The 25,490-nt window shown below is 71.1% G+C and carries 26 protein-coding genes; 15 read left to right on the top strand and 11 right to left on the bottom strand.

Going from position 1 to position 25,490, the window contains the following annotated elements:
• Positions 1 to 23: 23 nt before the first annotated feature.
• Together Pla133_RS02620 and Pla133_RS02625 are read right to left on the bottom strand one after the other, a co-directional pair.
• Positions 24 to 245 (bottom strand): hypothetical protein, encoded by a 222-nt coding sequence (locus tag Pla133_RS02620; protein WP_145062100.1) that lies wholly within the window; start codon positions 243 to 245, stop codon positions 24 to 26.
• Between the two features lie 177 nt (positions 246 to 422).
• Entirely contained in the window at positions 423 to 2,105 is a 1,683-nt protein-coding gene (locus tag Pla133_RS02625; protein ID WP_145062103.1) for a DUF885 family protein, read from the bottom strand.
• Positions 2,106 to 2,305: 200 nt separating this feature from the next.
• On the opposite strand from Pla133_RS02625, the gene Pla133_RS02630 reads away from it, so the two are divergent.
• The 4 genes from Pla133_RS02630 to Pla133_RS02645 all read left to right on the top strand — a co-directional run bounded on the left by Pla133_RS02630 (position 2,306) and on the right by Pla133_RS02645 (position 5,252).
• Positions 2,306 to 3,094, top strand: a complete 789-nt coding sequence (locus Pla133_RS02630) for a class I SAM-dependent methyltransferase (protein WP_145062105.1) — start codon at positions 2,306 to 2,308, stop codon at positions 3,092 to 3,094.
• Entirely contained in the window at positions 3,091 to 3,906 is an 816-nt protein-coding gene (locus Pla133_RS02635) for an RNA polymerase sigma factor (RefSeq protein ID WP_419192058.1), read from the top strand. Before Pla133_RS02630 ends, Pla133_RS02635 begins: the two co-directional genes overlap by 4 nt.
• Before the next feature lie 128 nt (positions 3,907 to 4,034).
• Positions 4,035 to 4,628, top strand: a complete 594-nt coding sequence (locus tag Pla133_RS02640; protein WP_145062108.1) for a protein tyrosine phosphatase family protein — start codon at positions 4,035 to 4,037, stop codon at positions 4,626 to 4,628.
• A 123-nt stretch (positions 4,629 to 4,751) separates the two neighbouring features.
• Positions 4,752 to 5,252, top strand: coding sequence for a CBS domain-containing protein (locus Pla133_RS02645; RefSeq protein WP_145062110.1), 501 nt, complete (start codon positions 4,752 to 4,754; stop codon positions 5,250 to 5,252).
• 24 nt (positions 5,253 to 5,276) lie between these two features.
• Here the strand turns inward: Pla133_RS02645 and Pla133_RS02650 are convergent, their stop codons facing one another.
• The 6 genes from Pla133_RS02650 to Pla133_RS02675 form a co-directional block, all read right to left on the bottom strand.
• Entirely contained in the window at positions 5,277 to 5,861 is a 585-nt protein-coding gene (locus Pla133_RS02650) for a hypothetical protein (protein ID WP_145062113.1), read from the bottom strand.
• Between the two features lie 25 nt (positions 5,862 to 5,886).
• Positions 5,887 to 6,555: a DNA-3-methyladenine glycosylase family protein gene (locus Pla133_RS02655; RefSeq protein WP_145062115.1), complete on the bottom strand. Its 669-nt coding sequence runs from the start codon at positions 6,553 to 6,555 to the stop codon at positions 5,887 to 5,889.
• Positions 6,556 to 6,584: 29 nt separating this feature from the next.
• Positions 6,585 to 7,181 (bottom strand): methylated-DNA--[protein]-cysteine S-methyltransferase, encoded by a 597-nt coding sequence (locus tag Pla133_RS02660; RefSeq protein WP_145062117.1) that lies wholly within the window; start codon positions 7,179 to 7,181, stop codon positions 6,585 to 6,587.
• Complete coding sequence (locus Pla133_RS02665) at positions 7,178 to 8,590, bottom strand: DNA-3-methyladenine glycosylase 2 (protein WP_145062120.1); 1,413 nt, start codon at positions 8,588 to 8,590, stop codon at positions 7,178 to 7,180. Before Pla133_RS02665 ends, Pla133_RS02660 begins: the two co-directional genes overlap by 4 nt.
• A gap of 69 nt (positions 8,591 to 8,659) precedes the next feature.
• Positions 8,660 to 9,769, bottom strand: a complete 1,110-nt coding sequence (locus tag Pla133_RS02670) for a vitamin K epoxide reductase family protein (RefSeq protein ID WP_145062122.1) — start codon at positions 9,767 to 9,769, stop codon at positions 8,660 to 8,662.
• A 22-nt stretch (positions 9,770 to 9,791) separates the two neighbouring features.
• Complete coding sequence (locus Pla133_RS02675; RefSeq protein ID WP_145062124.1) at positions 9,792 to 10,781, bottom strand: hypothetical protein; 990 nt, start codon at positions 10,779 to 10,781, stop codon at positions 9,792 to 9,794.
• A gap of 50 nt (positions 10,782 to 10,831) precedes the next feature.
• Between Pla133_RS02675 and rffA the strand changes: the two genes are divergently transcribed.
• From rffA to Pla133_RS02690, 3 genes are all read left to right on the top strand, one after another.
• Positions 10,832 to 11,992 (top strand): dTDP-4-amino-4,6-dideoxygalactose transaminase, encoded by a 1,161-nt coding sequence (rffA, locus tag Pla133_RS02680; protein ID WP_419192059.1) that lies wholly within the window; start codon positions 10,832 to 10,834, stop codon positions 11,990 to 11,992.
• 144 nt (positions 11,993 to 12,136) lie between these two features.
• Positions 12,137 to 13,084 (top strand): ChaN family lipoprotein, encoded by a 948-nt coding sequence (locus Pla133_RS02685; RefSeq protein WP_145062153.1) that lies wholly within the window; start codon positions 12,137 to 12,139, stop codon positions 13,082 to 13,084.
• Between the two features lie 143 nt (positions 13,085 to 13,227).
• Entirely contained in the window at positions 13,228 to 13,701 is a 474-nt protein-coding gene (locus tag Pla133_RS02690) for a ribonuclease H-like YkuK family protein (protein WP_145062155.1), read from the top strand.
• A 10-nt stretch (positions 13,702 to 13,711) separates the two neighbouring features.
• Here Pla133_RS02690 and Pla133_RS02695 read toward each other — a convergent pair whose 3' ends face one another.
• A complete protein-coding gene (locus tag Pla133_RS02695; protein ID WP_145062158.1) occupies positions 13,712 to 15,085 on the bottom strand; it encodes an aminotransferase-like domain-containing protein in 1,374 nt (457 codons plus the stop codon).
• A gap of 353 nt (positions 15,086 to 15,438) precedes the next feature.
• Between Pla133_RS02695 and Pla133_RS02700 the strand changes: the two genes are divergently transcribed.
• From Pla133_RS02700 to Pla133_RS02715, 4 genes are all read left to right on the top strand, one after another.
• Positions 15,439 to 16,725 carry a fasciclin domain-containing protein gene (locus tag Pla133_RS02700; RefSeq protein WP_419192060.1) on the top strand — a complete coding sequence of 429 codons (1,287 nt, stop codon included), beginning with the start codon at positions 15,439 to 15,441 and terminating at the stop codon, positions 16,723 to 16,725.
• A gap of 155 nt (positions 16,726 to 16,880) precedes the next feature.
• Entirely contained in the window at positions 16,881 to 17,561 is a 681-nt protein-coding gene (locus Pla133_RS02705) for a class I SAM-dependent methyltransferase (RefSeq protein WP_419192061.1), read from the top strand.
• Between the two features lie 86 nt (positions 17,562 to 17,647).
• Positions 17,648 to 18,367 carry a TerC family protein gene (locus tag Pla133_RS02710; RefSeq protein ID WP_145062164.1) on the top strand — a complete coding sequence of 240 codons (720 nt, stop codon included), beginning with the start codon at positions 17,648 to 17,650 and terminating at the stop codon, positions 18,365 to 18,367.
• Positions 18,368 to 18,406: 39 nt separating this feature from the next.
• Complete coding sequence (locus tag Pla133_RS02715; protein ID WP_145062166.1) at positions 18,407 to 19,036, top strand: peroxiredoxin; 630 nt, start codon at positions 18,407 to 18,409, stop codon at positions 19,034 to 19,036.
• 265 nt (positions 19,037 to 19,301) lie between these two features.
• On the opposite strand, the gene Pla133_RS02720 is transcribed toward Pla133_RS02715, so the two are convergent.
• Positions 19,302 to 20,090, bottom strand: a complete 789-nt coding sequence (locus tag Pla133_RS02720; RefSeq protein WP_145062168.1) for a DUF1295 domain-containing protein — start codon at positions 20,088 to 20,090, stop codon at positions 19,302 to 19,304.
• A gap of 97 nt (positions 20,091 to 20,187) precedes the next feature.
• On the opposite strand from Pla133_RS02720, the gene Pla133_RS02725 reads away from it, so the two are divergent.
• Entirely contained in the window at positions 20,188 to 20,964 is a 777-nt protein-coding gene (locus Pla133_RS02725; RefSeq protein WP_145062170.1) for an aspartyl/asparaginyl beta-hydroxylase domain-containing protein, read from the top strand.
• Here Pla133_RS02725 and Pla133_RS02730 read toward each other — a convergent pair.
• The gene (locus Pla133_RS02730) at positions 20,961 to 22,214 is read right to left on the bottom strand and encodes an NAD-dependent epimerase/dehydratase family protein (RefSeq protein ID WP_145062172.1); all 1,254 of its coding nucleotides are present in this window, start codon (positions 22,212 to 22,214) and stop codon (positions 20,961 to 20,963) included. The two genes, Pla133_RS02725 and Pla133_RS02730, sit on opposite strands and share 4 nt — an antisense overlap.
• Before the next feature lie 227 nt (positions 22,215 to 22,441).
• Between Pla133_RS02730 and Pla133_RS02735 the strand changes: the two genes are divergently transcribed.
• The 3 genes from Pla133_RS02735 to Pla133_RS02745 all read left to right on the top strand — a co-directional run bounded on the left by Pla133_RS02735 (position 22,442) and on the right by Pla133_RS02745 (position 25,474).
• The gene (locus Pla133_RS02735) at positions 22,442 to 23,893 is read left to right on the top strand and encodes an NTP/NDP exchange transporter (protein WP_145062174.1); all 1,452 of its coding nucleotides are present in this window, start codon (positions 22,442 to 22,444) and stop codon (positions 23,891 to 23,893) included.
• 220 nt (positions 23,894 to 24,113) lie between these two features.
• On the top strand, positions 24,114 to 24,668 hold the full coding sequence (locus Pla133_RS02740) for an RNA polymerase sigma factor (RefSeq protein WP_419192062.1): 555 nt from the start codon (positions 24,114 to 24,116) through the stop codon (positions 24,666 to 24,668).
• Complete coding sequence (locus tag Pla133_RS02745) at positions 24,665 to 25,474, top strand: hypothetical protein (RefSeq protein WP_145062178.1); 810 nt, start codon at positions 24,665 to 24,667, stop codon at positions 25,472 to 25,474. The genes Pla133_RS02740 and Pla133_RS02745 overlap by 4 nt, the downstream gene beginning before the upstream one ends.
• The last annotated feature ends 16 nt before the right edge of the window (positions 25,475 to 25,490 follow it).

The following is a 25,490-nucleotide window of genomic DNA, read 5'->3' on the forward strand; positions in this document are numbered from 1 at the left end:
CATCGGCCGGTCTGGTCGCGCTCTCACAGGTGGACCCGTCCGGGAACGGCGACCCCCTGGAGACCGGGGGCGTTGATATCGCGCGACCCGATCGCGGCTCGCTGGCCGTCGACGTCGATCGACCGCCCGTCCTCGGAATTCGCCTGGGGCGGCAGGATTTGGTCGGTCGGGAAATAGGTCGGAACCTGGGGGCTCTGGGTCGGCGACAGGATGGAAAGGAACGCGATCAGCTGGTTGGAGAGCATTGGATTCGGATCTCAGGGGATGAAATGGGGAGTGGCCCTTGGGTCGAGAACACGCGCGCCACGCTCTGGGGCGTGCCAAGCGTCAAGGGATTAGTGCGTCACGGCGAGACCGTTACACTCGCGACCGAAGATTGCGCCGGCGGTGGGGGCCTCGAAAGCCCGGGCGAGCCGGCGAGTTCATTCGCCGAAGCGCCACGAACTCGCCAGCTCGCGCTCGGGGGCGCGACCGAGCAGGCTCGCGCGCAGCAGCTCGATCGGGATCGAGCCGCGCTGGAGCACGGCATCGTGGAAGGCCCGCTCCTCCCACTCGCCCTCGAGCACCAGTTCCCGGTGCAGGGCCCGGAACTGTAGCCCACCGATCATGTACGCCGCCTGGTACAGCGGACCGTAGTCGCCACCCACCGAGCGCCGCACCTCGGCCTCGGCGTTGTCGCGCTCGTGGCCGACGTTCTCGACCAGGAAGTCCACGCACTGCGGCGCGGTCATCTCGCCCAGGTGGAACGACAGGCTGAAGATCACCCGCGCGCAGCGGTGGCGGCGCCAGAAGAGCATTCCGATGCGGTCCTCGGGACCGCGCGGGAAGCCCAGATCCCATAGCCGCATCTCCCAGTAGAGCGCCCAACCCTCGACCCAGAAGGGGGTGCTGAACAGGCGCCGATGGGGCATGAAGCGTTGCTGCATGAAGCCCTGCAGGTGGTGCCCGGGGATCACCTCGTGGTGGGCGACGGCGCGGGAGAAGTGTTCGTTGTTGCCGGCCAGGGTCGCGCGCTTCTCGCCGTCGGTCATGGCGTCGGTGGGGAACGAGACCTGCATCAGCTCGCCGCCCAGGAAATAGGGCGAGACGCGCTGGCGCTCGGGGCTGAGCATGGTCATGCGCCAGGTCTCGGCGCACAGGGGCGGGACGGTGACGAGGTCGCGCTCGGTCACGAAGTCGATCGCTTCCTCGACCAGGTGACGCACCAGCTCGGGCTGAGCGCCGGGCTCCGCGTGCAGAGACTTCACGTGGGCCTGGGCTGCGCGCCAGTCGTCACCGAAGCCGAGGGCCCGGGCCGACTCGGCCATGCGCGCGTCGCACCAGGCCAGCTCGGTGCGCGCGAGCTCGATCAACTCCGCGGGGCTGTACGGGATGAACTCGCGTTCCAGGGCGGCGAGGAGTGCCTCGCGGCCGATCGGGTCGCCGACCAGCGTCGCGTCGGCGCCGTCGTCGGCCTCGATCAAGCGTTCGCGCAACGTGCGTGCCAGGTCTTCGAGGCCCTCCGCGACCCGCGACTTCGGCTGGGCCAGCCACCAGGTGAACAGCGGGTCGTAGCCCGCGCGGAAGTCGTACCACTCCCGTAGGGCCCAACCCAGATCGTCGATGCGTCCCGCGGCGCGCCCGGCGACGACCGCGGTGAGCGCGTCGAACTCGCCCGCGTCGACCGCGGCCTGCACCTCGTCGATGCGCGCGCCCACGCCGTCCACGAGGTGCGCGGTGGTGGAGCCGTCGACCGGATCGACGCGCTGGCGCGCTTCGAAGAGCGGCACGAGCCGCTCGGCGAAGGGGATCAGCTCGGCCAGCTCCGAGTCACGCCGGTGTTCGAGCTCGAGCCCGGCGAGGGAGGCGAGGGCCTCGTCCCGCAACAGGTGCCAGTCGACCCGCTGGTCCACGCCCAGGGCGTCGTAGTCGAGTGCATCGAGCTCGGCCAGCACGCCCCGCTCGAAGGCGGTCAGCCGCTCGGCCCGCTCGGTGGACAAGGGCGCCGCATACCGCCGCCACAGGGCCGAGCGGTCGGCCTCGTAGTGCTCGATCCGCGCGCGCAGGTCGATCGGCGCCGGGGCGGGGGACTGGAGTGCGGCCACGGCGAGGAGGCAGGAGATCATCGGGGCAAGCTACGGGCGGACGGGGATTCCCTGGTAGGCGTTCGTACGGTGCCAGGCACGAAACCGCCGCCTACGGCGGGATGCAGCAGCCGCCCTCGGCGGCCGCTGCATCCCGCCGTAGGCGGCGGTTTCGTGCCTGGCACCGTACGAACGCCTACCAGGGCCGGGAGGCGCCCCGGTACCGTGGGCGCTCGCGACCCATGGACATCCACGACCACAACCGTCGCGCCTGGGACCGGGCCGCGGCCGCGGGCGAGCGCTGGTCGGCGCCGGTCTCGCCCGAAGTCATCGCCGCCGCGCGGCGCGGGGATTGGGCGATCCGACTGACGCCGGACCGCGACGTACCGCGGGAGTGGTTCGGCGACCTCGCCGGGGCGCGCGTGCTCGGCTTGGCCTCCGGTGGCGGACAGCAGTGTCCCGTGCTCGCCGCGGCCGGTGCCCGCGTGGTCAGCTTCGACGCCTCCGAGGGCCAGCTCGCCCGCGACCGCGAGGTGGCCGAGCGCGAGGGCCTCGAGCTCGAGCTGGTGCGCGGCGACATGGCGGACCTGGGCGTGTTCGAGGACGGCGGCTTCGACCTGGTCTGGCACCCGGTCAGCAACGTCTTCGCGCCCGATGTCCTCCCCGTCTGGCGCGAGTGCCAGCGCGTGCTGCGCCCGGGCGGGCGGCTGCTCGCCGGCTTCATGAGTCCGGCCTACTACCTGTTCGACTTCGAGCGCGCCATGGCTACCGGTGAGTGCGTCGCGATCCACCCGGCGCCGTACTCGGACCTTCACAGCCTCGACGCCGCCGCTCGCGAGAAGCTCGTCGCCGCCGGCGAACTGCTCGAGTACGGACACAGCCTCGAGGACCAGATCGGCGGCCAGTTGCGTGCGGGCTTCCGCCTCGAGGCCTTCTTCGACGACCATTGGAGCGGCGGCCCCGAGGCCCTCGACGCCCTGATGCCGACGAGCCACGCGACCTTGGCGCGCAAACCGGAGGCGGCGACGTGAGCGTCGGCCTCACCGAGGGGCCCCACGCGGGCCAGCCCCGCGAGCAGGCGGTGCCGGAGCTGGTCGAGGCCGAGAGCGGGCGCCTGTGGAGCCTCGCGCGCCGCTTCTGCGGCAACGAGCACATGGCCGAGGACCTGGTGCAGGAGGTCTTCACCCAGGCCTGGCGCTCCTGGGACGACTTCGAGGGGCGCTCGAGCCCGCGCACTTGGCTGTACACGATCGCCTCCCGGGCCTGCGGGCGCATGAAGCGTCCGCGCTCGGGCCAGCCGGCGCGGATCGAGTCCCTGGACGAGCTCTTGCCCTTCGGCGAGACGCGCATGGCCGTGGTGCCGGACCCGGGCGAGTCGCCCCTGGACGCGGCCCAGCGGCACGAGTTCACGGCGCGGGTCGAGGCGGCGATCGTGGACCTGCCGGACGACTTCCGCCTGCCGCTGGTGCTGCGTGAGATCGCCGGGCTGTCTCTCGAGGAGGTGGGGCAAGTGCTCGACATACCGACCGCCACGATCAAGACGCGCCTGCACCGCGCGCGTCTGAAGTTGCGCCGCTCCCTGGAGGAGGTCCTGCCGCGCGCCGAGCTGCCCCCGGCCGCCTACTCGCGCCAGGTCTGCCTGGACCTGCTCAAGGCCAAGCAGGAGAGCCTCGACCACGGCGTGTCCTTCGCCCCGTCCGAGCCACTGGTCTGCGAGCGCTGCAGCGAGGTCTTCGCGAGCCTGGACCTGGTGACGGATCTGTGTCGGGACCTGGCCGCGCCTGCGGGCTCGGAGGGGTTGCGTGAGAGGCTGAGGGGACTGGTCGGGCGTCTGCAGGCCTGATCACACGCCCACGACCGAGGCCCGAAGAACCGCCCCCGTACGAACGCCTACGGGAACCCCGAGCGATTCCGTGCCTCCAACCCCGTACACCGCCCCCCCTCGGGGCCACCGCCACAGGAGACCCACCCATGCCGACCTCTACTGCCCGCTCCCTCGCCCTCACCGCAGCCCTCGGCCTCGCGGCCGCCTGCTCGAGCCCGTCCGAACCCCAGACCCAAGCCTCCGCCGCGCCCCAAGAGCACGTGGCCATCGTGACCGAGACCCTCGAGCCCTACGAGTGCGGCACGATCACCCGCCTCAACACCATGGGCGGCCTCTTCCTCGCGAGCCAACCCCAGCCCGCCGACCTCGAACAGGCCGTCAAGGGCGGGGTCAAGACCGTCATCAACCAGCGCCACGAAGACGAGAACCCCGAGTTCGACGAGCGCGCCTTCGTCGAGGGCCTGGGCCTGGCCTACTACAACCCGGGCTTCAACGGCCCCGACGAGCTGACCGACGAGGTCATCGACGAGACCCTCGAGCTGCTTCGCACGGTCGAGCGCCCGGCGATGATGCACTGCAGCTCCGCCAACCGCACCGGCGCGATCTGGCTCGCCTACCGCTCCCTCGACGGCGGGCTCGATTGGGACGCCGCCCTCGCGGAAGCCAAGGTCGTCGGCCTGCGCTCGCCGGACTACGAGTTGATCGTCAAGGACTACGTCGATCGCCACTCCGGTCGCTGACCGAACCGGCGATAGGCGTAGGATGGGCGCGCGCGGCATCCGTCCCTCCCGCGCGCTCCCATCCGTCCATCCGGCCGATCGGACGACGACCCGCTCGGCCAAGGCAAGCAACAGGAGTTCACCGTGCAAGCGGAGAGGATCCACGTCCGCGACGTGATGCAGTCCCGGGTGATCAAGTTGGACGCCAGCGCGTCCGTCACCGACGCCATCGAGAGTCTGCGCGACGCCGGCGTGCGCGGCGCGCCGGTGGTCGACGCCGCCGGAGCCCTGGTCGGCGTGGTCTCGATCACCGACCTGCTCGAAGCCAGCGCTTCGGCCGCCAGCGAGGTCGGCGGTCGCCGCCGCGAGTACTACCTGGCGGACCCGCTCGAGGAGAACTTCGACGAAGACGCCGACGATTTCGGCGCGAAGGGCGACTTCAGCCCCGAAGTCCTGGCCGACGGCCGGGTCGCCGAGTGGATGAACCCCGACGTGCTGTCGATCTCGCCCGACGCCACCCTGCGCGAGGCCTGCCGCCAGATGGCGGAGCATCGCGTCCACCGCTTGGTCGTCGTCGACGGCGGCAGCCTGGTCGGGATCCTGTCGACCTTCGACGTGGTGCGCTGCGTGGCTGAGCGCGGCTGAGGCCGTTCCAACCGTGGCCGGCGTTCAGCGGAACTCGGTCCGGTTGGTGGCGGTCAGCTCCATCCGCATCAGCTCGACGCGCGCCTGCTCGACGACCATCAGCACCGGCGATCCGGCTCGGCGCGCGTCGAACCAGTAGCGCTCGATCACCGGCTGGGCGTCTTGGCCGGGCCGGCGTACGTCGTAGCGCCAGCAGGCGAAGCGGCCGGCCGGCGTCGCGATCAACTCCTCCGTGCGCACGGTGAGGGCGGCCGGAAAGGACGCGTGGTCACGCAGCTCGTCCCAGCGCGCCGTGGTGCGTTCACTGCGGGGCTTGCCGCCGCCGTCGTTGACGAGGGTCGTCACCATCGCGCAGCCCAGGGAGTTGCACTCGGTCCACTGGATGCTCTGGGCGATCGGCGCCATGCCCGCCTGGGAGATGCGGTACTCGCAGAAGGTGCCCTCGGGATTCGAGGCGCGGATCTCCTCGGCCGTGTAGGGCTGGGGCGCGATGCCCGCGGGCGGCGGCGGGAAGGTCACGTCGTCATACCGCTGCCCGCTCGAGGGGCCGAAGCAGCCGGCGAGGCCGACGGTGAGCGCGAGGAGGATCCGGGCCAGGTGGTTGCTCATGGGGCTCATTGCGGTCGTGTCGTCGCTATCGGCTGCGCTGGGCCGCCGGGCGCGGAAAGCGGTCCTCGGGAATCTCGGTCGCGCGCCACAGGTACCAGCTCGCCACCGAGCGCAGGGGCGCCCAGTCGGCGCCGCGCGCCTCCAGCTCAGCGGGGCTCGGCCGCTCGGCCAAGCCGTCCAGGCGGCGCAGTCCCTCTTGCAGGCCCAGGTCGCCGGGCGCGAGCACGTCGAGCCGGCCCAGTTTGAACATCAGGAACATCTGCGCCGACCAGACGCCGATCCCGCGCACCTGGACCAAGCGTTCGATGACCTCCTGCTCGGAGGCGCGGGCGATGCCTTGGAGCCTCAGCGTGCCATCCCGCGACTTGAGCGCGAGGTCGCGGATCGAAGCGGTCTTGGCGCCACTCAAGCCGGCGCCGCGCAGTTGCTCGTCGGCGAGGTCGTCGATGTGCTCGGGCGCGAGCCGGCGCTTGGGCGCGAGGTCGAGCACGCGCCCCCAGATGGTCGCGGCGGCCTTGCCCGAGAGCTGCTGGGAAACGATTGCGCTGGCCAGGGACTCGAAGTGGGTGCGCCGCGCGTGGTGGCCGGTCGGAAAGCCGGGAAAGGCTGGCGCGGACTTCATCAACGCCGCCAGAGCCGGGTCGCGGCGGGCGAGGGCGCGCAGGGCCTTGGGGTCAGGGGCGTTGGCGGGCACGGCTGGCGAGCATAGCGAGCCGGCGCGCGCTACTCACGGTGGCGAAGTTCGGGGCGCACGTCCTCGGGACCGAAGGGCAGCAGTGGCTGGTCCGCGATGGAGCCCCGCGGTCCCGGCGTGCCGGCCAGGCGCGACTCGTGCTCCAAGAGGCGCCGTTTCAGGGGCAGGCCCGCGCCGAAGCCGGTCAGGCTGCCGTCCGCGCCGACCACACGGTGGCAGGGCACGACGATGATCACAGGGTTGCGGCCGTTGGCGGCGCCCACCGCGCGGGTCGCGCTCGGTCGGCCGATGGCCGCGGCCTGCTGGGCGTAGCTGCGCGTCTGGCCGAAGGGAATCGCGCACAGGGCGCGCCAGGCGGCGAGCTGGAACGGCGTGCCGACCAGGTCGAGGGGCAGGTCGAAGGTCTGACGCTTGCCGTCGAAGTACTGGGCCAACTGGTCGGTGAGGTCCGCGAAGAGCGCGAGGTCGTCGGATTCGATCGAGCCGTGGCTATTCCTGCCGGAGACCGGCGCGACCGCTTCGGCATCGCCCGGCGCCGACCACGTCAGCTCGCGCAAGCCCCGCTCGCCGGCAACGGCGCGCATGGGGCCGATCGCGCTCTCGATCGTGGTTGCGAAGAGCGTCATCGGGCCACCGGCGCCGGTTGCGCCATCCATAGGTAGGCCGCGGCCGTCGTTCGATGTGGCCGCCAGGTGTCGGCCAGCTCCCGCAACTCGCCCTCACTCAAGTCGGCAGCCCGTCCGAGCTGCCGCGCCGCTGTGCGCCGCAGACCGAGATCACTGGCGGGGAAGGCGTCGGGAGCGCCCAAGACGCGGGCGGCGATCAACTGCGCGGTCCACGGGCCGATGCCCGGCAGGGCCTGGAGCGTCGTCGTCGCCTGCTCGAGCGAGGCCATGGCTTCCAGGTCGATGTGGCCCTCGGCAACCGCGCGGGCGAAGGCCGACAGGCTGCGCGCCCGCGCGCGGGGCATGTCGAGCTCTTCGGTGCGCGCCTCCGCGAGGGCCGCGGGACTGGGGAACAGCCGCCGCAGTCCGCCGGGTAGGGGCGCGTCGATCGCCTCGCCGAAGCGCTCGGCCAGGCGTCCGGTGACGGTCGAGGCCGCCGCGACACTGACCTGTTGACCGACGATGATCCGTACCGCCGTCTCGAAGGGATCGAAGGCGCCGGGCAGACGCAGGCCGGGAGCGGAGCGCACCAGGTCGCCGATCACGTCGTCGCTGCGCAGGGTCTGCTCCGCGGCACTCGAGTCGCGATCGAGCGCGAACAGCGCACGCACACGACCGACCTGTTCGAGGATCGAGCCAAAAGCAGCCAAGTGCAGGGTCAGCTCCAGGTGCTGCCCGTCGCCGCCGTCGCGCACCTCGACCACGCCCGGCGCGCCGCAGTTGCTGGTCGTGCGTCGATAGCAGGCGTGATCGACTTGCTCCACGCCTGGAATCGCCCGTGCGGCCAGGTAGTCGATCAATCGGCGTCCGTCCAACGGTCCCGCGAACGGCAGGCGCAGCCGCAGGCCCCCGTCGACGCTGGCCAGGGGATCGCGTCGCGAACGCTTGGCGCGCAGCTCCTTGGGAGTGAAGCGGAACAGCTCCGCCATGACCCGGTTCATGGTCCGCAGGCTCGCGAAACCCGCGGCGAAGGCGATCTCGGTCACCGTCAGGTCCGACTCGTCGAGCAGCCGCCGCGCCAGGTGCGCGCGCTGGGCGCGGGCCAGGAAGTCGGGCGAGGCGCCCACGTGCTCGGCGAACAGGCGCGCGAGTTGGCGCGGGCTGTAGCCGACCCGCGCCGCGAGCTGGTCGGTGGTGGCCGAGTCGAGGAAGCCCTGGGCGATCAAGCGCAGGGCCTGGGCGACCTCGACCGCCGGCGCTTTCGGCCCGAGGTTCGGCAGACGATCGGGCCGGCAAACCAGGCACGGCCGAAAGCCCGCGGCCAAGCCCTCCGCCGCGCTGCGCAGCCCACGCACGTTCTGGCGCTTCGGCCGCGCCGCGCACTCGGCTCGGCAATAGATGCCCGTGGTCGTGACCCCTTGCAGCGCCATGGGGCCAGTATGGAGCGGCTCCGCGCGGCGGTCTGGCCAGATTCGGACAAGCGTGGAAGCCGCACGGCCTCAGTCGGCCAGCGCACCCTCCCAGAACGGCAGGTAGCCGTGCAGCCGCGGCTCGAGGCGCACGCGGTCGAGGAACACCGTCGGTACCTCGTCGACACCCAGGGCCGCGGCGGCCAGGCGGGTGCGTTGGAGGCGGTCGTCGACCAGGGCGCTGGAGCGATCGGCGAGGAAGCGCTCCACGTCGAGGCCGAGCTGTTCGGCCATGGCACGGGGATCGTGCTCTGCCTCGACCGGACTCGATGCCACCAGGGCCGTGGCCGCGTCCCAGGCGTCTTGGAGCGCCGCGGCCTCCAGGGACTTGGCGACCTCGAAGGCGGCGGGGTGGAGCTTGGTCAGCGGGTAGAGGTGGACCGAGACCTCCAGCCGGCCTTCGGCCAGGGGGAGCAGCCGCAGGTGCAGGAAGCGCTCGAAGGCGCGGCAGGCCGGGCAGTGGGGGTCGGAGAAGACCACCAACTGGTGGGCGGGCTCAGTCGCGGCGGCGAGGCGCAGGGCTTGGGGCACGAGTTGTCCGTCGAACTGCGCCGCGCGCGAGGGCTCAGCGAACGCGGTGCGCGCACCGCGGTGGATCGAGAGCAACTTGCCCGTCGACGGCCGCGTCGCGTCGATCCAAACCAGGGCCAGGACGAGGGCTAAGGGGATCGCGAGGGCGCTGCGGCGCTCGGTGCGCTCGGGTTCGGTCGCCGCGCGTCGACGGGCGAAGCTGGCGCCGAAGAGGATCAAGTTGGATCCGTGCACCACCAGGCACAGTGCACACACGATCGGCAGCTCCAACGCCGACAACACCAGATACACCCCGCTCGCCACGAGTCCGAACACCGCCGAAATCCAGGGCGCGCGCCCGGTCAATGCCGCGTGCACGAACACGATCAGGAAGTGCATGAGGCCGAGCAGCGCCACCGGCACGCGCGGCAGCTCGCCCGCCAGCGGGCCGACGCGCGGCGGAAACACCGCCCAGGGACTGGCCGCGAGGCGCGCGCAGCCGCCCGCGGGCCCGCAGGTGACCTCCACGGCCGCGGCGCCATAGCCCCAATCGATCCCCAAGAGCAGCGCCGAGGCCACCACGCCGGCGGCGGCCGCGGCGAGGATGATCAGCGTCCAGACGATTCGCATGTCCTCGGACGCCTCCGCGCCTCTAACGGTGGAACGTGTATTTGGTCCGCACCATGTCCATGTCCAGCTTGAACGAGGCTTTGATCATCCCGTAGTTGTTGAGCTGGGTGTCCGCTTCCTTGTAGTCCCCCGGGCTCTGCCAGGTGTGCGCGCGCGAGAGCATCTGGCCCACGCCGGTGCGCGGGTCCTCGACCGCGAGCAGGGCGCGGCCGGAGACCAGGATGCCGCTGTGTTTCTCGAGCCCGCGGTTGAGTTGGTGGCCGAGGAAGCCGGCCAACTCGCCGCCCTTCCCTTCAGCGACCCAGACCTGGCAGTCCTGGTCGTTCTCGCAGTAGCTCCGCGCCCACCTGGCCATCAGCTCGCCCGCGGCCTCGTGGGAGATGCTCTGGTCCAGGTGGTAGCGGTTGAGGGTGAAGCGCTTGCGCGACATCTCCGCCACCGCGTCGTGGTCGCGCGGCTCGACGGTGCGTACGACCCCGTCGAAGCCGAACTCGGCCGGATCTATCACCCCGATGCCGCGGCGTTCGGTGTCGTAGGCCATGGAGACCAGGGTCTCCATCAGGCGGAAGCCGGCGTCGGTCAGCTCGTGGTAGGCGGCGATGTCGGCGCTGTCGATCCGCACCGACACGTGGGAGTAGCCCTCGCGCTGGACCAGGTAGGGCAGGGACAGCAGCAGCGCCCGCAGCACGTCCCCGGGGTCCGGGTGGTCGGCCCGCACGAGCAGAAACGGGATGCCGCCCATGGGCCGACCGAGGAGCTCGGAGTCGTGGGACAGGTACTGGAGCATCAGCACCCCGGCCGGGCGGCCATCGGACCGGTCCCGCGCCAAGAGCCGGTGGCAGCGCTCGGCCGCGGCCGATTCCTGGGCCCGCTCGCGCAGGAAGGCCAGGGCCGCGTCGGGCGCGATCCGCCGGTGGCGGCGGTAGTCGTCGTAGGGGTGATCGCGGAGAAGTTCGCCCACGACCTCGGGTTCGAGGGCGTCGACCTCCCGCACGGTGACCAGTTGGCTCATGGCCTCAAGGTATCTTGTCACCCGCCCGGGGGGACGCCATGCTCTGGCTAATGACCGCCCCGCTGGACGCCAAACCGGGCCGAATCGTTTTGACCCGGCCCTCCGTCGGCGAGGCCGAGGAGCAGGCCGTGCTGGCCGCCCTGCGCGCCAGCCACCTGGGCGGCAACGACCAGATCGGCCGGCGGGTGCAGCACGATCTGGCGCAGATGTGCTCGGTGCACCGCGCGCTGCTCACGCCCAGCGCCACGGCGGCGATGGAGATGTCGCTGCTCGCCTGCGACATCGGCCCGGGCGACGAGGTGCTGATGCCCTCCTTCGCCTTCGTGAGCCAGGCCAACGCGATCCTGGCCCGCGGGGCGACGCCGATCTTCTGCGACATCGAGCTGGGCACGCTCAACATCTGCTCGGACGAGATCGAGCGCCGCCTGACCGCGCGGTCTCGGATGATCATGCCGGTGCACTACGCCGGCATCAGCTGCGACATGGATCGCCTGATGGCGCTCGCACGCGACCGCGGCCTGCGGCTGGTGGAGGACGCGGCCCAGGGCATCGGGTCGACCTGGCGCGGGCGGCCCCTGGGAACCGTCGGCGACATCGGCTGCATCTCCTTCCACGTGACCAAGAACCTGATCAGCGGGGAGGGCGGCGCCTTCCTGACCGACGATCCGGAGCTGGCGCGCAAGGCCGAGATCATCCAGGAGAAGGGCACCAACCGCAGCGCCTTCCTGCGCGGCGAGGTCGACAAGTACACCTGGGTCGGTCCGGGCGGTAGCTACGTGCTGTCCGACCTGTTGGCGGCCCTGCTCGAGGTCCAGCTCTCGCGCCTCGCGGAGCTGACTGAGGCCCGCCGCGCGATCTGGGAGACCTACCACGCGGGCTTGGCCGAGCTCGAGGCCGAGGGCCTCCTGACCCGGCCCGTGGTGCCCGAGGGCGCCGCCCACAACGGCCACATCTACTGGGTCCTGGCCCGCACGCCGGAGCTGCAGGACAAGGTCCTGACGCGCCTGCGCGAGGTCGGCGTCGGCGCGACCTTCCACTTCCAGCCCCTCCACAACTCGCCCTACGCCCGCGAGAAGCTGGGCGACCTGGGCGAGCTGCCCAACACCCGGCGCGCGGCCGAGTCCATCGTGCGACTGCCCCTGCACGCCGAGCTCTCGGCCGCCGACGTCGAGCGCGTGGTCGAAGAGACCCGCGCGGCCTTCCGCGCCTAGTCAGGGCGGTCGAGGAGCGCGGCTGGGCGAGGCGCCGACGCGACCCAGAACCGTTCGCGCCGACCGGATCGTGATCCCGCCCTAACCCACCGGCCCGGCCCCCACGGTCGGACCGTCCCCCCTGGTCCCCGACCCTCCGATCGCGTGCACAGCATCAACCCCGCCACGTCGCCCCTGATCTTCCTCGCGCTCGCCCTGGCCGGTTGCGCCTCCACGACGGGCTCGAACGCTCCCGGCGGGGCCGACATGGCGGCGTCGGTCGTGCCCGTCGAGGAGGCCCGGGCCTTTGCCGTCTTCGACGGCGACACCGGCGCCGAGCTGAGCTTCGAAGAGCTCCTCGAGCGCGCCGCCGGGGTGCAAGTGGTGGTGCTGGGCGAGACCCACGACGACGCCGGGGGCCACGCCTACCAGCGCGCGGTGGTCGAGGCCCTGTTCGAGCGCTTCCCCGGCAGCGCCCTGGCCCTCGAGATGCTCGAGCGCGACGAGCAGGACGCGGTCAACGACCTGGCCGCCGGGTTGGTGGACGCGGCCATGTTCGCCGGCGACACGAACTCGAGCTCCTGGGCCGGCGAGGGCTCCTGGGCCGCGTGGTACCAGCCGGTGATCGACGCCGCCCTCGAGCACGACGGTCGCGTGATCGCCGCCAACGCGCCGCGCCGCTACGTGCGGGTCGCCAGCCGCCGCGGCTACGGCCCCCTCGCCGCCGTCGACGCCCGCCGCCGCGCCTACTTCGACTTCCCCCACGGTCCCCAACCCGAGGGCTACCGCCAGCGCTTCTTCGAACTGATGGGCGGCATGGGCCACGGCGACGGCGGCATGGACGAGGAGATGGTCGCCAAGGTCTTCCGCTCCCAGTCGATGTGGGACGCGACCATGGCCGGCAGCATCGCCGCCGCCGGGCCGAGCACGAAGCACAAGGTCGCCCTGCTCGTCGGCCAGTTCCACTCGGACTTCGAGGGCGGAACCGTGGCCCAGTTGCGCCACCTGCTGCCGACGGTACGCGTGCTCGTCATCAGCCTGCAGCCCGTGGCCGCGGGCGCACTGGCCGAGGACGATCGGGGACGCGCCGACCTGGTCGTGTACACCCGCTGACGCCGAGCCGGTCGGGTCGCCGGCCCGGCGGGGCGGGGTTCGATCCGCCGCGCAACGCCGCCAGGGCCCGCCACGCAGGGCTCCGAGCCTTCGCGGAAATTTGAGGCTTCGCGCGGCGCGGCCCCGGGTTACCTATCGTCGCCATGGCCGACAGATGGCGACACCTGTCCGGGTCGTGGATCGACGACCTCGACAGCGCATTGGAGGAGCTCGTCGGCGACGACGAGTTCTTGATACACGTCGGAACGGACTCCAAGAACCGCGGCGCCCACACGGACTTCGTGACGGTCGTGGCGATCTTGCGTCCGGGGTTCGGCGCGCGCGTGCTGTACCGCAAGCAGCGCTGCCAGCGCATGGGCGCCCTGGCCCAGCGCTTGATCCAGGAGGCGCAGATGAGCATCGAGACGGCGCTGATGCTCTCCGAGCGGGTGCCCCAGGACATCGTGCTCCACATCGACGCCAACCCCGATGAGCGCCACAAGTCGTCGCGCTACGCCCGCTCCCTGGCGGGCATGGGCCTGGGCAACGGCTTCGAGGTGCGGCTCAAGCCCGACGCCTGGTGCGCCTCTTCGGTGGCGGACCACGTGGTCAATCGCAGGCACCAGCGCGTGGCCTGAGCGGCGCGAGTCACTGGCCGGAGAGCAGTCCGGCCAGTCGCTCCAAGCCGCCGCGCAGGCTCTCCATCGACGGCTCGCGGCCCAGGCAGAGGCGCACGCGGCGCGGCACCGGGCCGCCGGCGACGAAGGCTTCGGTGGGGGCCAGGCGGACGCCGCGCTCGGCGGCCGCGGCGACGAAGTCCCTCGCGTTCCACGGGTCGGGCAGGGCCAGCCACAGGTGGAAGCCGCGGGGATGGGCGGCCAAGGACCAGTCGCCGAGGGTGCGCCGGGCCAGCTCGATCCGGCTGGCGGCTTCGGTGCGGCGGCGTTCGGTGACGCGCGCGGCGGTGCCGTCGTCGATCCAGCGCGAGACCAGCTCGACCATCAGCGGCGCCACGGACCAACCGTTGTCGCGCACCAGACGCTCGAGCTCGGGCAAGCGCGCGCGGGGGGCGTGCAGGAAGCCCACGCGCAGGCCGGGGGCCAGGCTCTTGCCGGCGTTCACGACCAGGTGCCCGAGCTCGGGCAGGCGCGTGGAGATGGGCTCGACCTCGGGGCCGAACAGCGGTCCGTAGACGTCGTCCTCGACCAGGGGCACGTCCGCCTCGCGCAGCACCTGGGCGACCTCGTCGCGCCGCGCGGCCGGCATCACGGCGGTGGTCGGGTTCTGCAGGGTCGGGATGCAGTAGAGCGCTTGGGGCCGATAGCGCGCGCAGGCTTCGCGCAGGGCGTCGGGGCGCAGGCCGTACTCGTCCTGGGCCACGGCGCGGACCTGGAGTCCGAGCTGCTGGGCCAGGGTCAGGACCCCGGGGTAGGTCAGCGTCTCGGTCAGGAGCACGTCGCCCCGTCGACACAGGGCCCCGAGGGCCACCGCCAGGGCGTGCTGGCCGCCGGAGCAGACCACCAGGCGCTCGGGGTCCGTGTCCGGCGCGCGTTCGGACAGCCAACGCGCGCCGATCTCGCGGTGGCGGGCCGTGCCGCGCGCCGGCTGCAGGCGCAGGAGCGCGTCGAGTCCGCCGCCCGAGGCGATCTCCGAGAGCACCTCGGCCAGGGCCGTGTCGACCCCCGACTCGGGACCGGTGGGCGGGTGGTTGAGGGAGAGGTCGACGACGCTCTCGGGGGCCAGGCCCCGCTCGAGCCAGCCGTCGGCCTGGGCCGCGTCGACGCCGTCGCCGCGCACGAAGGCGCCGCGGCCCACGTGGGCCCGGGTCAAGCCGCGCCGCTCGGCCTCGAGGTAGGCGCGGGCCACGGTGCCGGGCGTGATCCCCAGCCGGCCGGCGAGGGCGCGCTGGGTCGGCAGCCTTTCACCGGCCGCCAACTTGCCGCGGCGCACGTCCCGCGCGATGGCGTCCGCCAGGGCCAGGTAGGCCGGTTGACCGTCGTCGAGAGTGGGGGACCAGCTCACACGTTACGGATCGCTCCCGGCCGTGAACGGATGCGGCAATCGACCGATTGCGCCCGATCTGCGTGCTCCGCGAGAACTTGCGTTGACGCAATCTTTCTGCATTGACCCTACACGACGCGATCGAGAGGCCAATGGCGATGCGCGGTGTGTTGCGGCGGGCGCCCATGCCGCGCGGGGGAGGCGCGATTGCATCGGTTCAATTCGCGCGGCGCAAACTCGAGCGCAGATCGGATCCGGCCGCGGGGCGAGGGCGAAGCGCTGGTCGAGTCGGACGAGGCGTCGCGCCTTCCTTCCCCACGTCGGTCGTGGCGAGCGCGAAGCAACGGCCGGTCTCCGCGACCACCATCCGAATCATGAAGCAGTCCCTCTTGCTCCTCGCCAGCGGCCTTCTCGCCGCGGCTCCCGCCGCCGCCCAGGGCGGCTCCCAACCCGATATCGTCGACGCCCTGGTCGCCGACGGGAACTACACCACCCTCGTCGCCGCGGTGCAGGCCGCCGGGCTCGTGAACGACCTCAAGGGTCCCGGCCCGCTGACGGTCTTCGCGCCGGACGACGCGGCCTTCGCCAAGGTGCCCGCCGCGCGCCTGAACGCGCTGATCGCGAACCCCGAGGCGCTCAAGGGCGTGCTGCTGTACCACGTGGTAGGCGGCGAGCTCTTGGCCGCCGACGTGTTGATGGGCGGCGACGCCACGACCCTGGCCGAGAAGGACGTGACCTTCACGGCGAACCAGGAGGCCTTCGTCAACGGCGCCAAGATCACGGCCGTCGACTGGAAGGTCGCCAACGGCGTGATCCACACCATCGACAATGTGCTCAACCCGGCCCAGGCGCCGATCGACATCTTCGATGCGGTCGCGGGCCAGCCCAACTTCACGACCCTGAAGACGGCCATTGAGGTCGCTGGCCTCAAGGATGCGCTCAAGGGCGACGGGCCCCTGACCCTCTTCGCGCCCACCAACCGCGCCTTCGAGAAGCTCCCGGCGGGCGTGCTGCAGAGCCTCCTGGCGAACCCGACCCAGCTCGCGGACGTCCTGCTCTACCACGTGGTGGGCGGTGAGGTCCTCAGTCCCCAGGTCGTGGCCGGCGGTACGTCGCCGACGCTGCTCGCGAACGAGAACGTGATCTTCAACGGCACGCCGCTGGGCGCCTTCGTCGACGATGCGCGCATCCTCGTGGTGGACATCCCGGTGCAGAACGGCGTGATCCACGTGATCGACGCAGTGCTCACGCCGCCCTCGCCGAACCTGGTCGAGATGCTCGTGGCCCTGCCGGACTTCGACACGCTGGTGACGGCCGTGGGGATCGCCGGCCTCGGCGACACCCTCGCGAACGGCGGGCCGTTCACCGTCTTCGCGCCGGCCGATTTCGCCTTCGACGCGGTGCGCCAGGGCTCCCTCGAGGCGCTGCTCGCCAGCCCGACCGAGCTGGCCAAGGTGCTCCAGTACCACGTGATCGCCGGTGAGTTCTTCGCCGCCGACGTGCTCGGGCTCAACTCGGCCAGCACCCTGATCGGCCAGGACGTGACCTTCTCGGTGCAGGGACCGGACGTCTTCGTCAACGGCAACAAGATCATCGGCTTCGACGTCGTGGTCGGAAACGGCGTGATCCACTTCATCGACGGGGTGCTGTTCCCCCAGTGATCTGAGGCGCAGGCAGACGCCGCGCCCGGTCGTCCGGCCCTCCGCCGGGCCGCGGCCAGCGGGGATCGATGCCACCGGGGGGTGGGGTCGGTCCCCGCACCCGTTCGAGGCTCGGCGGCTGGACCTGGCGGAGGTTCGTCGGGCATCCTGCTGCGATGACCGACCGACGCAGCACCGCCCGAGACCTGGCGCGCCGGGCACTCGCGCGCGGGGAGCCCCTGGCTTGGTTCGAGGAGCTCTACGCGGCGGCCGCCGTCGACGACTCGGTCGGCGTGCCGTGGACGGACCTCGAGCCCTCGCCGGAGTTGATCGCCTGGCTCGAGCGGGCGCGGCCCGAGGTGGACGGTCGCCGAGTGTGTGTGGTCGGCACCGGCTACGGCGACGACGCGAATCACTTGGCGAAGCTCGGCGCGAGCGTGGTGGCCTTCGACTGCGCGCCCACGGCCATCGCCCGCGCCGCCGAGCGCTTCCCCGACCAGGACATCGAGTGGCTCGTGGCCGAGCTGCGCCACCTGCCCGAGCGCCTGCGCCTGGGCTTCGACCTCGTGGTCGAGATCAACACGTTGCAAGTGCTGCCCCCGGACCTGCGCCCCGCTGCCGCAGCCGCCATCGCGGCGCTGGTCGCCCCCGGCGGCCGACTCTTCGTGGCCGCGCGCCTGCGCCTCCCCGGCGAGTCCGAGGGCCTGATGCCCTGGCCTCTGCTCGAACAGGAGCTCGGCGCTTTCGAAGCCGCCGGGCTGCACGCGCGCGAGCGCAGCGTCCTGATGGACGGCGAGGACCCGCCCGTGCGCCGCATCGTCGCGGAGTTCGAGCGGCCCGATCCGTCGCTCGGCTGATCCGCGCCGGGCGCGGATGCGTCGGGCGTTTGGCATCATGCCGCGCCCGCGAGTCCGTCGCGGCGAACCCCGAGAGCGAGCGCCCCATGGAGATTTGGCTGGAACCCGCGAGCTGGATTGCGCTCGCCACCTTGACGGCGGTCGAGATCGTGCTCGGCATCGACAACGTGGTGTTCATCGCGATCCTGGCCGACCGGCTGCCGGAGGGCGAGCGGGACAAGGCGCGCAAGCTCGGGCTTCTGGCGGCGATGGTCACGCGCATCGCGCTGCTCCTGTCGATCTCCTGGCTGGTGCAGCTCACGGCTCCGCTGTTCGGCGTCTTCGGCCACGACTTCTCTGGTCGCGACCTGATCCTGCTCCTGGGCGGCCTGTTCTTGATGGGCAAGGCGACCCTGGAGTTGCACCACATGACCGTCGACGGCGGTCAGGCTGCGCCCGAGGTGAAGGTGGCGACCATGACCGGGGTGATCACCCAGATCCTGGCCCTGGACGTGGTCTTCTCCCTGGATTCGGTGATCACGGCCGTGGGGCTGGCCGACCACGTGATCATCATGGTCCTGGCCGTCGTGATCAGCGTGGGGGTGATGATCGTCTCAGCCGGGGCGATCAGCTCCTTCCTCAAGCAACAACCGACCTTCAAGACCCTGGCGCTCAGCTTCCTGTTGATGATCGGCACCCTGCTGGTGGCCGACGGCTTCGGGCTGCACGTGCCCAAGGGCTACGTCTACTTCGCCATGGCCTTCTCGGCCTTCGTGGAGTTCATGAACTACCGACTGCGGCGCAAGCGTGGCACGGCCACGGGCTGACCGTTTGGCTGCGTCCGAAACACCTTTCAGAGCGAGACCATGAGTATTCGACTCGGCGACAACGCCCCCGACTTCACCGCCGACAGCACCGCGGGCGAGATCCACTTCCACGACTACATCAACGGCTCCTGGGCGGTGCTGTTCTCGCACCCCAAGGACTACACCCCGGTCTGCACCACCGAGCTGGGTCGCGTCGCGGCACTGAAGAGTGAGTGGGACAAGCGCGGCGTGAAGGTGCTGGGCCTGTCGGTGGACCCGATCGAGGACCACCGCGGCTGGGCCGGCGACATCGAGGAGACCCAGGGCACGGCCCTGAACTTCCCGCTCTTGGCCGACCCCACCCGCGAGGTGGCTCAGCTCTACGACATGATCCACCCCAACGAGCTCGAGACGCTGACCGTGCGCTCGGTGTTCGTGATCGGGCCGGACAAGAAGGTCAAGCTGACGATCACCTACCCCGCCAGCGTCGGTCGCAACTTCGACGAGCTGTTGCGCGTGATCGACTCGCTGCAGCTCAGTGCCAAGCACCAAGTGGCGACGCCCGTGGACTGGAAGCCCGGCGGCGACGTGATCATCTCGCCGGCGGTCTCGGACGAGGACGCGAAGAAGCGCTTCCCCGGCTACAAGACGGTCAAGCCCTACCTGCGCGTCACGAAGCAGCCGAGCTGAGAGCTAGACGGTAGCGAGAGGGAGCAATACGGTTCCGCATCGAAGGGTGCGGCACCGTATAGCCAGCACCGCATGGCCAGCACCGCATGGCCAGCACCGTATCGCTAGTGTCCTGGATCGGAATTCGGCGTCACTGCCCGGAGGTCCGATCGATGCTGGCTAGGCGCGCCGACGACGCGTATCCGCTGCGATACTCGGAGGAGGCGCAACGACGCCAGCGGCGATCGGAGCCCGGGAAGTGACGCCGAATTTCTGATCCAGGACACTAGGCCCCGCGCTGCGGCCCCGGAAAGAACGCGTTGACCCGCTTCACGTAGTCCGCGTACTTCGGCCGCCGCTCGCCGATGTCCTTCTCGAGCAGGGCGACGCCCGAGACCTTCAGGAGCAGGAGCGTCATGAACAGCGCTCCATAGGCGCTCGCCAGGGCCCAGCCACTTGCGTCCGCGGCGACCAGGTAGACGCCCCACCAGATGCAGAAGTTGCCGAAGTAGTTCGGGTGGCGGGTCTGGCCCCAAAGGCCCGTGTCGAGCACCTTGCCCTTGGAGTCCGGGTCGGTCTTGAAGCGCGCGAGCTGCCAGTCGCCGACCGCTTCGTAGAACATGCCCACGGCCCACAGGCCGACGCCCAGCCAGGCGACGATCCCGGGTGCGCCGCCGTGGGCCAGCGCCGCGAACAGCGGCGCGGCGACGATCCAGGCCAGGCCCGCTTGGAGCCAGAAGACGATCCACAGGCTCGACAAGCGGAAGGACGCCCCGCGCTTGCTCCGCATCTGCGCGTAGCGCGCGTCCTCGTCCTCGTGCTGGAACCAGCGCCAGGTCAGGTACGAGCCCAGGCGCGCAGCCCAGGCGCCGACCAGGCCCAGGGCCAGCCAACCCCGCGCGCCCACGGGGCCCTCGGCGGCCGCGGCGTAGACCCCGCCCAACAGGACGAAGGCCGGCGCCCAGAAGGGGTCGACCAGGCTCACGTCGTCGACCCTCCGGCTGAGGAGCCACAACAGGGTCATGGCGCCCACCAGGGCGGCGAGGGCGATCAGGGCCGGGCCGAGTTCGAACATGGCAGGGGGAGTTCGACGCGGAGCGACGGGCGGATGCGTTCCAGGGCAGGTCGACCCGGGAGGTGACGGGTCTCGGTCGACGCTCTAGAGTTTGGCCATGGGTCAGCACAAGGACGAAGCACTCCTGGAAGTCGACCGGGGCCCCGCCAAGCGCGCGGCCCTGTGGGTCGCCCACACCGTCCTGCACGGCCTGGAGCGCGTCATCGCGGCCTTCTCGAAGGTCGACACCTCGCCCTTCATCGACCCCGCGCCCTTCACCTGGGAGCCGGGGGTCAGCGGCGGCTGGCCGGCGATCCGGGCCGAGCTGGACACCCTGCTCGAGCGCCGCGACGAGCTGCCGAACTTCCAGGAGATCTCGCCGGACCAGGAGTTGATCACCCAGGACGACGACTGGAAGACGTTCTTCTTCTGCGCCTACGGGATGGTCGCCCAGAAGAACTGCGAGCTCTGCCCCCAGACCTGGGCCCTGATCAAGGACGTCCCCGGCCTCAAGCTGGCCATGTTCTCGATCCTGTCGCCCGGCAAGCACATCCCCGCCCACCGCGGGCCCTTCAAGGGGGTCGTGCGCTACCACTTGCCGCTGATCGTGCCCGAGCCGGCCGAGGGCTGCCGCATCAAAGTCGGCGGCGAGACCCACGTCTGGCGCGAGCGCGAGGGAGTCTTCTTCGACGATTCCTACGTGCACGAGGTCTGGAACGAGACCGACGGCCTGCGCGCCGTGCTGTTCCTCGACATCGAACGGCCGGTGGGCTTCCCGGCCTCGCTGCTCAACTCGGCCATCATCAAGGCGATCACCCTCTCGCCCCTGGTGCGCGACGTGAAGCGCAATCAGGAGCAGTGGGAGCAGCGCTTCGAGGCGGGGGCGCGGGCCTAGCCCTCATCCTCTTCCGCCGACCCGGATCCCGCGGACTCGGGTTCCGCGGACTCGGGTTCCGCCGCCGTCCGCTCCGGCACCTCGCCCGCGTCGATCTTGGCGAGCGCCGCGGCCTCCATCTCGCGGCTCATGGCGCGGCGTAGCTGGCGGTCGGCGGGCTGCTCGTCCCACCAGGCCAGGGTGTCGCGCACGGTGTCCGCGAGGGGGCGGCTGACGAGCCCGGCAGCGGCGGCCTTGCGGATGTCGATCGTGCCCATACCGGTCGACTCGCCCCCCGCGGGCATCCACACGGGCAGGTGCATCCAGGGGTAGAGCTCGAGTCGCTCCAGGGTGTCCGCGTCGACCCAACGCAGGCGCGCGTCGCTGGTGGTCGCCGCGCGGCAGCCGTAGACCAAGCCGGCGATGGTCTCGCCGTAGACCGGACCGGTGGCGTTGTAGACGCCCATGTGGTCCCGCTCCAGGCAGTCCAGGGTGAACGCCGCCAGGTCGCGCACGTCGATGTACTGCACCGGATCGTCCAGCTCACCGGGGGCGATGACCTCGCCACCCTCGCGCACGCGCACGGGCCAGTAGGTGAAGCGATCGGTGGGATCGAGCGGCCCGACGATCAGGCCCGGCCGGATGTTCGCGACGCGCCCGGGCATCAGCTCCTCGGCCTTCTCCTCGCACAGGGCCTTGAGCGGGCCGTAGGTCTCGTTGGAGAGCTGCGCGCTCTCCGGGTCGTCCAGACGCCCCACGGGTGCGGTCTCGTCCTGGTTGTCCGTGGCGAAGTCCGCGTAGACCGAGATGGTCGAGATCAGGGCGTAGCGCTCGATCCGGTCGCGCAGGAGCTCGATCGCGTCGGCGGTGCGCGCCGGCACGTAGCTGGTGGTGTCGACCACGTAATCCCACGTGCGCTCGCCCGCCAGAGCCGTCAACCCGTCCCCCCGGGTGGGGTTGCGATCCCCGACGAGCTTCTCGAGTTCCGGGAACAGATGCGCGTTGGTCTGCCCGCGATTGAACAGCGTCACCGTCCATCCGCGCGCGAGGGCCGCCTCGACCACGTGCGGTCCGAGGAACCCGGTGCCGCCGAGAATCAGCAGGGTCTTGCCGCCGTCGCCCTCGCCAGTAGCGGCGGACTTCCCCGGCACGGCTTCGGACTGGGCAGCCGCACGCGCTGCCGGCAGGCCCAAGGTCGCGAGGGCCGCGCTCGCACCGGCGAGGAGTTGACGACGATGGATCGAATGGCTGGAGCAGTGGGGGTGGCTCATCGGCGATCTCGCGGCCTGGGGGTGGCGGGACGGTTCAGGGTCGAAGCGGCGTGCGTTACAACTGTTTGGATGATCGAGTCGCAATAGCGACCGGCACCGCCGCATGGTGGCCGCGCGCCGATCTGCGAGAGACCGGGCGCGCTCGACGGCCCTACTTCGCAAGATGGCGTCGCCGATTCCCACCTCCCCGCGGAAACCATCGCCAAAGCGCCTCCCGTCCCGCGCCCATGACGCCGCCCTCCAACGCCACGGGTGCCGACGCCGAGCCCGACCGCGCCCCGCGCGGCCTCTTGGGCCTCTTCGGCGTCGACCGTTCCGACGGCCCCCTGCTCCTGGGCCTGGCGTCCATGCACTTCCTGGTGTTGTGCGCCTACTACGCCGCGCGACCCCTGCGCGACGAGGTCGGCGCCAACATCGCCTCGGAGCTGGGCAACCTGTGGACGGCGGTCTTCTTCGTCAACCTCGTGCTCTCGCCCCTCTACGCGGCTTTCGCGCGGGCCGAGACCCGTCGGCGGCTGATGGGCGGGGTGTTCCTGTTCTTCGCGCTGTGCGCGGTGCTCTTCTCCGCGGGTCTGGGCGGGCTACGCCTGGGCGACTTCGGTCCCACCGGGCTCGAGGGCAGCGGGCGCCTGTGGCTCGAGCGCGTGTTCTACGTCTGGCTCAGCGTGTTCGTGATGCTGGTGGTGAGCTCCTTCTGGAGCTACGCCTCCGACCTGTGCGACCTCAAGCGCGCCAAGCGGCTCTACGGCGTCGTGGCGGCGGCGGGCACGGTGGGGGGCATCGTCGGCGCGCGCCTGACCGGCGAGCTGTCGTCGATGGGCATCGGCCCGGGCCGCATCCTGTTGATCGTCGCGGGCCTGCTGGTCGCCGCGAGCTTCAACGTGGGCGTCGTCGAGCGCCGCGCCGAGCGGGATGCCACGGGTCCCGCGAACTCGCGCGAAGCCATCGGCGGCACCATCTGGTCCGGCTTCCAGGCGGTGGTTCGTTCGCGCTACATGCTCGCGATCGTCGGGTTCATCCTCCTGATGACCCTCTCGTCGACGATCTTCTATTACATCCAGTCCAACCTGGTGCGCGAGGTGATCGCCGATCGCGGCGAGCGGCGCGCCTACCTGGCCTCCCTGGACGAGATCACCAACTGGATCACCCTGGTGGGTCAGCTCGGTGTCGTGGGCTGGATGATGAAGCGCCTCGGGGTTGGGCTGACCCTGGCCGGCCTGCCGCTCGTGGCGCTTCTGGGGATGATCGCGGTGGGGTTCGCGTTCGCGGAAGGCGGCCCCCTGATGGCCCTCGCGTCGGCGTTCGTCCACTTCATCCAGTCGATTCTGGGGGGCGAAGTGATCGGGGATTGGCGCTCCGACGCGACCCTGCTGACGATCCTCTCTGTGGTCCTCGTGGCCCAGCGGGCGGCGCGCTACGCCTTCGCGCGACCGTCGCGCGAGACCCTCTACACGCTCGTCTCGCGCGACGAGCGCTTCAAGTCGAAGAACTTCATCGACACCGTGGTCTATCGCGGTGGCGACGTGACCTTCGGTCGGACCTTCACCTGGCTCAGCGTCGGCCTGGGCTACTCGGTGGGAGCGATCGCGCTGATGGCGGCGCCGATCATGGTCCTGTGGATCGGGCTGTCGATCTGGCTGGGCGCCCTCGCCGGGCGGCGCTCGCCGGCTGGCGACTAGTCGAGACGTGTGGCGCGGGCGGCTGCGGAGCTCTCGGCCGGGCGCGCGGGATCGAGGATTCGACCGAATCAGGCAACCGCAGCGGAAGGCCGCGACGGTACCGCTCCATGGGGCACCTCGGTTCCAGCGGTCGGAAGCCGATCCAACCCGGACCCCTTCATCCCCCTGGTCGAGGCCTATGATCCACCGCGATCCTCGAGTCCGAGCCGAGGACCTCGCCTTGGTTCCCGAGCCCCACGCCGACTTCGATCTCGTGCAACGCGCCCTGCGGCGTGAGCGGGCGGCCCTGGGCGAGCTCGCGGCGCGGCTGCGCACCGTTCCGCGGGTCCTCGCGGCTCGCAACGCGCGTTTCGGCGGGGTGCTGAGTTTCGAGGACCTGGCCGACGTCAGCCAGGACGTGCTGCTGATCGTGTGGCGCAAGCTCGACCAGTACCAGGGCTTCTCGGCCTTCGACGGCTGGCTGTACCGCATCACCGCCTTCGAGTTCATGAACGCCCTGCGTCGCAAGGGCGGTCGCTTGACCCTGGTCGACGACCAGTCCCTGGACCCCGGCGACGAGCCCGACCCCTTCGAGTTCGAGGACGTGCACCGCAGCCTGGAGCGCATCGAGACGAGCGTCGCCGACGTCGTCAGGCTCAAGCACTTCGAGGATCTGACCTTCGAGGCCATCGGCGTCCGCTTGGGTGTTTCCCCCAACACCGCCAAGGCCCGCTACTACCGCGGACTCAAATCGCTCGAGATCTTGCTCGAAGCGAGGAGGTCTACCCAGCAATGAACCCCCTTGCCCACCACGACCATGACGCCCTGCTCGAAGCCCTTACGACCGGGGAACTGGATCCCTCGGATCCGCTCGTCCGCGAGCAGCTCGAACGCTGCCCGGAATGCCGCGCGGAGGTCGAGGTGATCTTCGGCCGCATCCAGCGGCTCAATGCCGCAGCCCGCGACCAAGCCCAGGACCTCGCCGCCGCAGCACGCTTCGAAGGGGCGCCCGGCGAGCAGGAGGTCGAGCGACTGATCGAGCGCTTCAGCAGGGGCGAGTTCGCCCAACCGTCGTCGGACCGTCCACGGGCGGCGGCGCCAGCGCGGCCCGAAGAGCCCGGCGCCGACGGGGCGCACCTGGAGCCGAACCGGGCGGGTGTGTCCAAACAGCCGATCTCCGGTCCCTGGCTCCTGCGTGTTGCCACCCTCGCGGCGGCGGCCGTGCTGCTGTTGAGTCTGGGCTGGTGGCTCGGCGGATCGGGGCGAGAGTCGATCGAGTCCGGTGGGGCCGTGCCCGCGCCGATCTACATGGGAGAGGGTCTGACCCTGCTCGCGCCGACTGGCGGCGTCCGGTCGTTCGATGAGTTCCGTTGGGCCTATGATGAGCGCTCCGACGTCAGCTTCGTGCTGCGCGTCTACGACGCCGCGGCCGGTGGCGAGCCACTCATCGAGGTCGAGACCGAATGGACCCACTGGACGCCTTCGCCAGCCCAGCTCGCCGCCCTGCCACCACTGATCGACTGGGAGGTAGAGGTGCTCGGTCCCTTCGGAGAGCTACTGGCCGGGCCCGTACGGGGGCCGGCCTCGCGCTCGTCGGACTGACGCTGATCGCGCTGGG

Origin of the sequence: Engelhardtia mirabilis (genome assembly GCF_007748095.1) — a bacterium.
GTDB lineage: Bacteria > Planctomycetota > UBA1135 > UBA1135.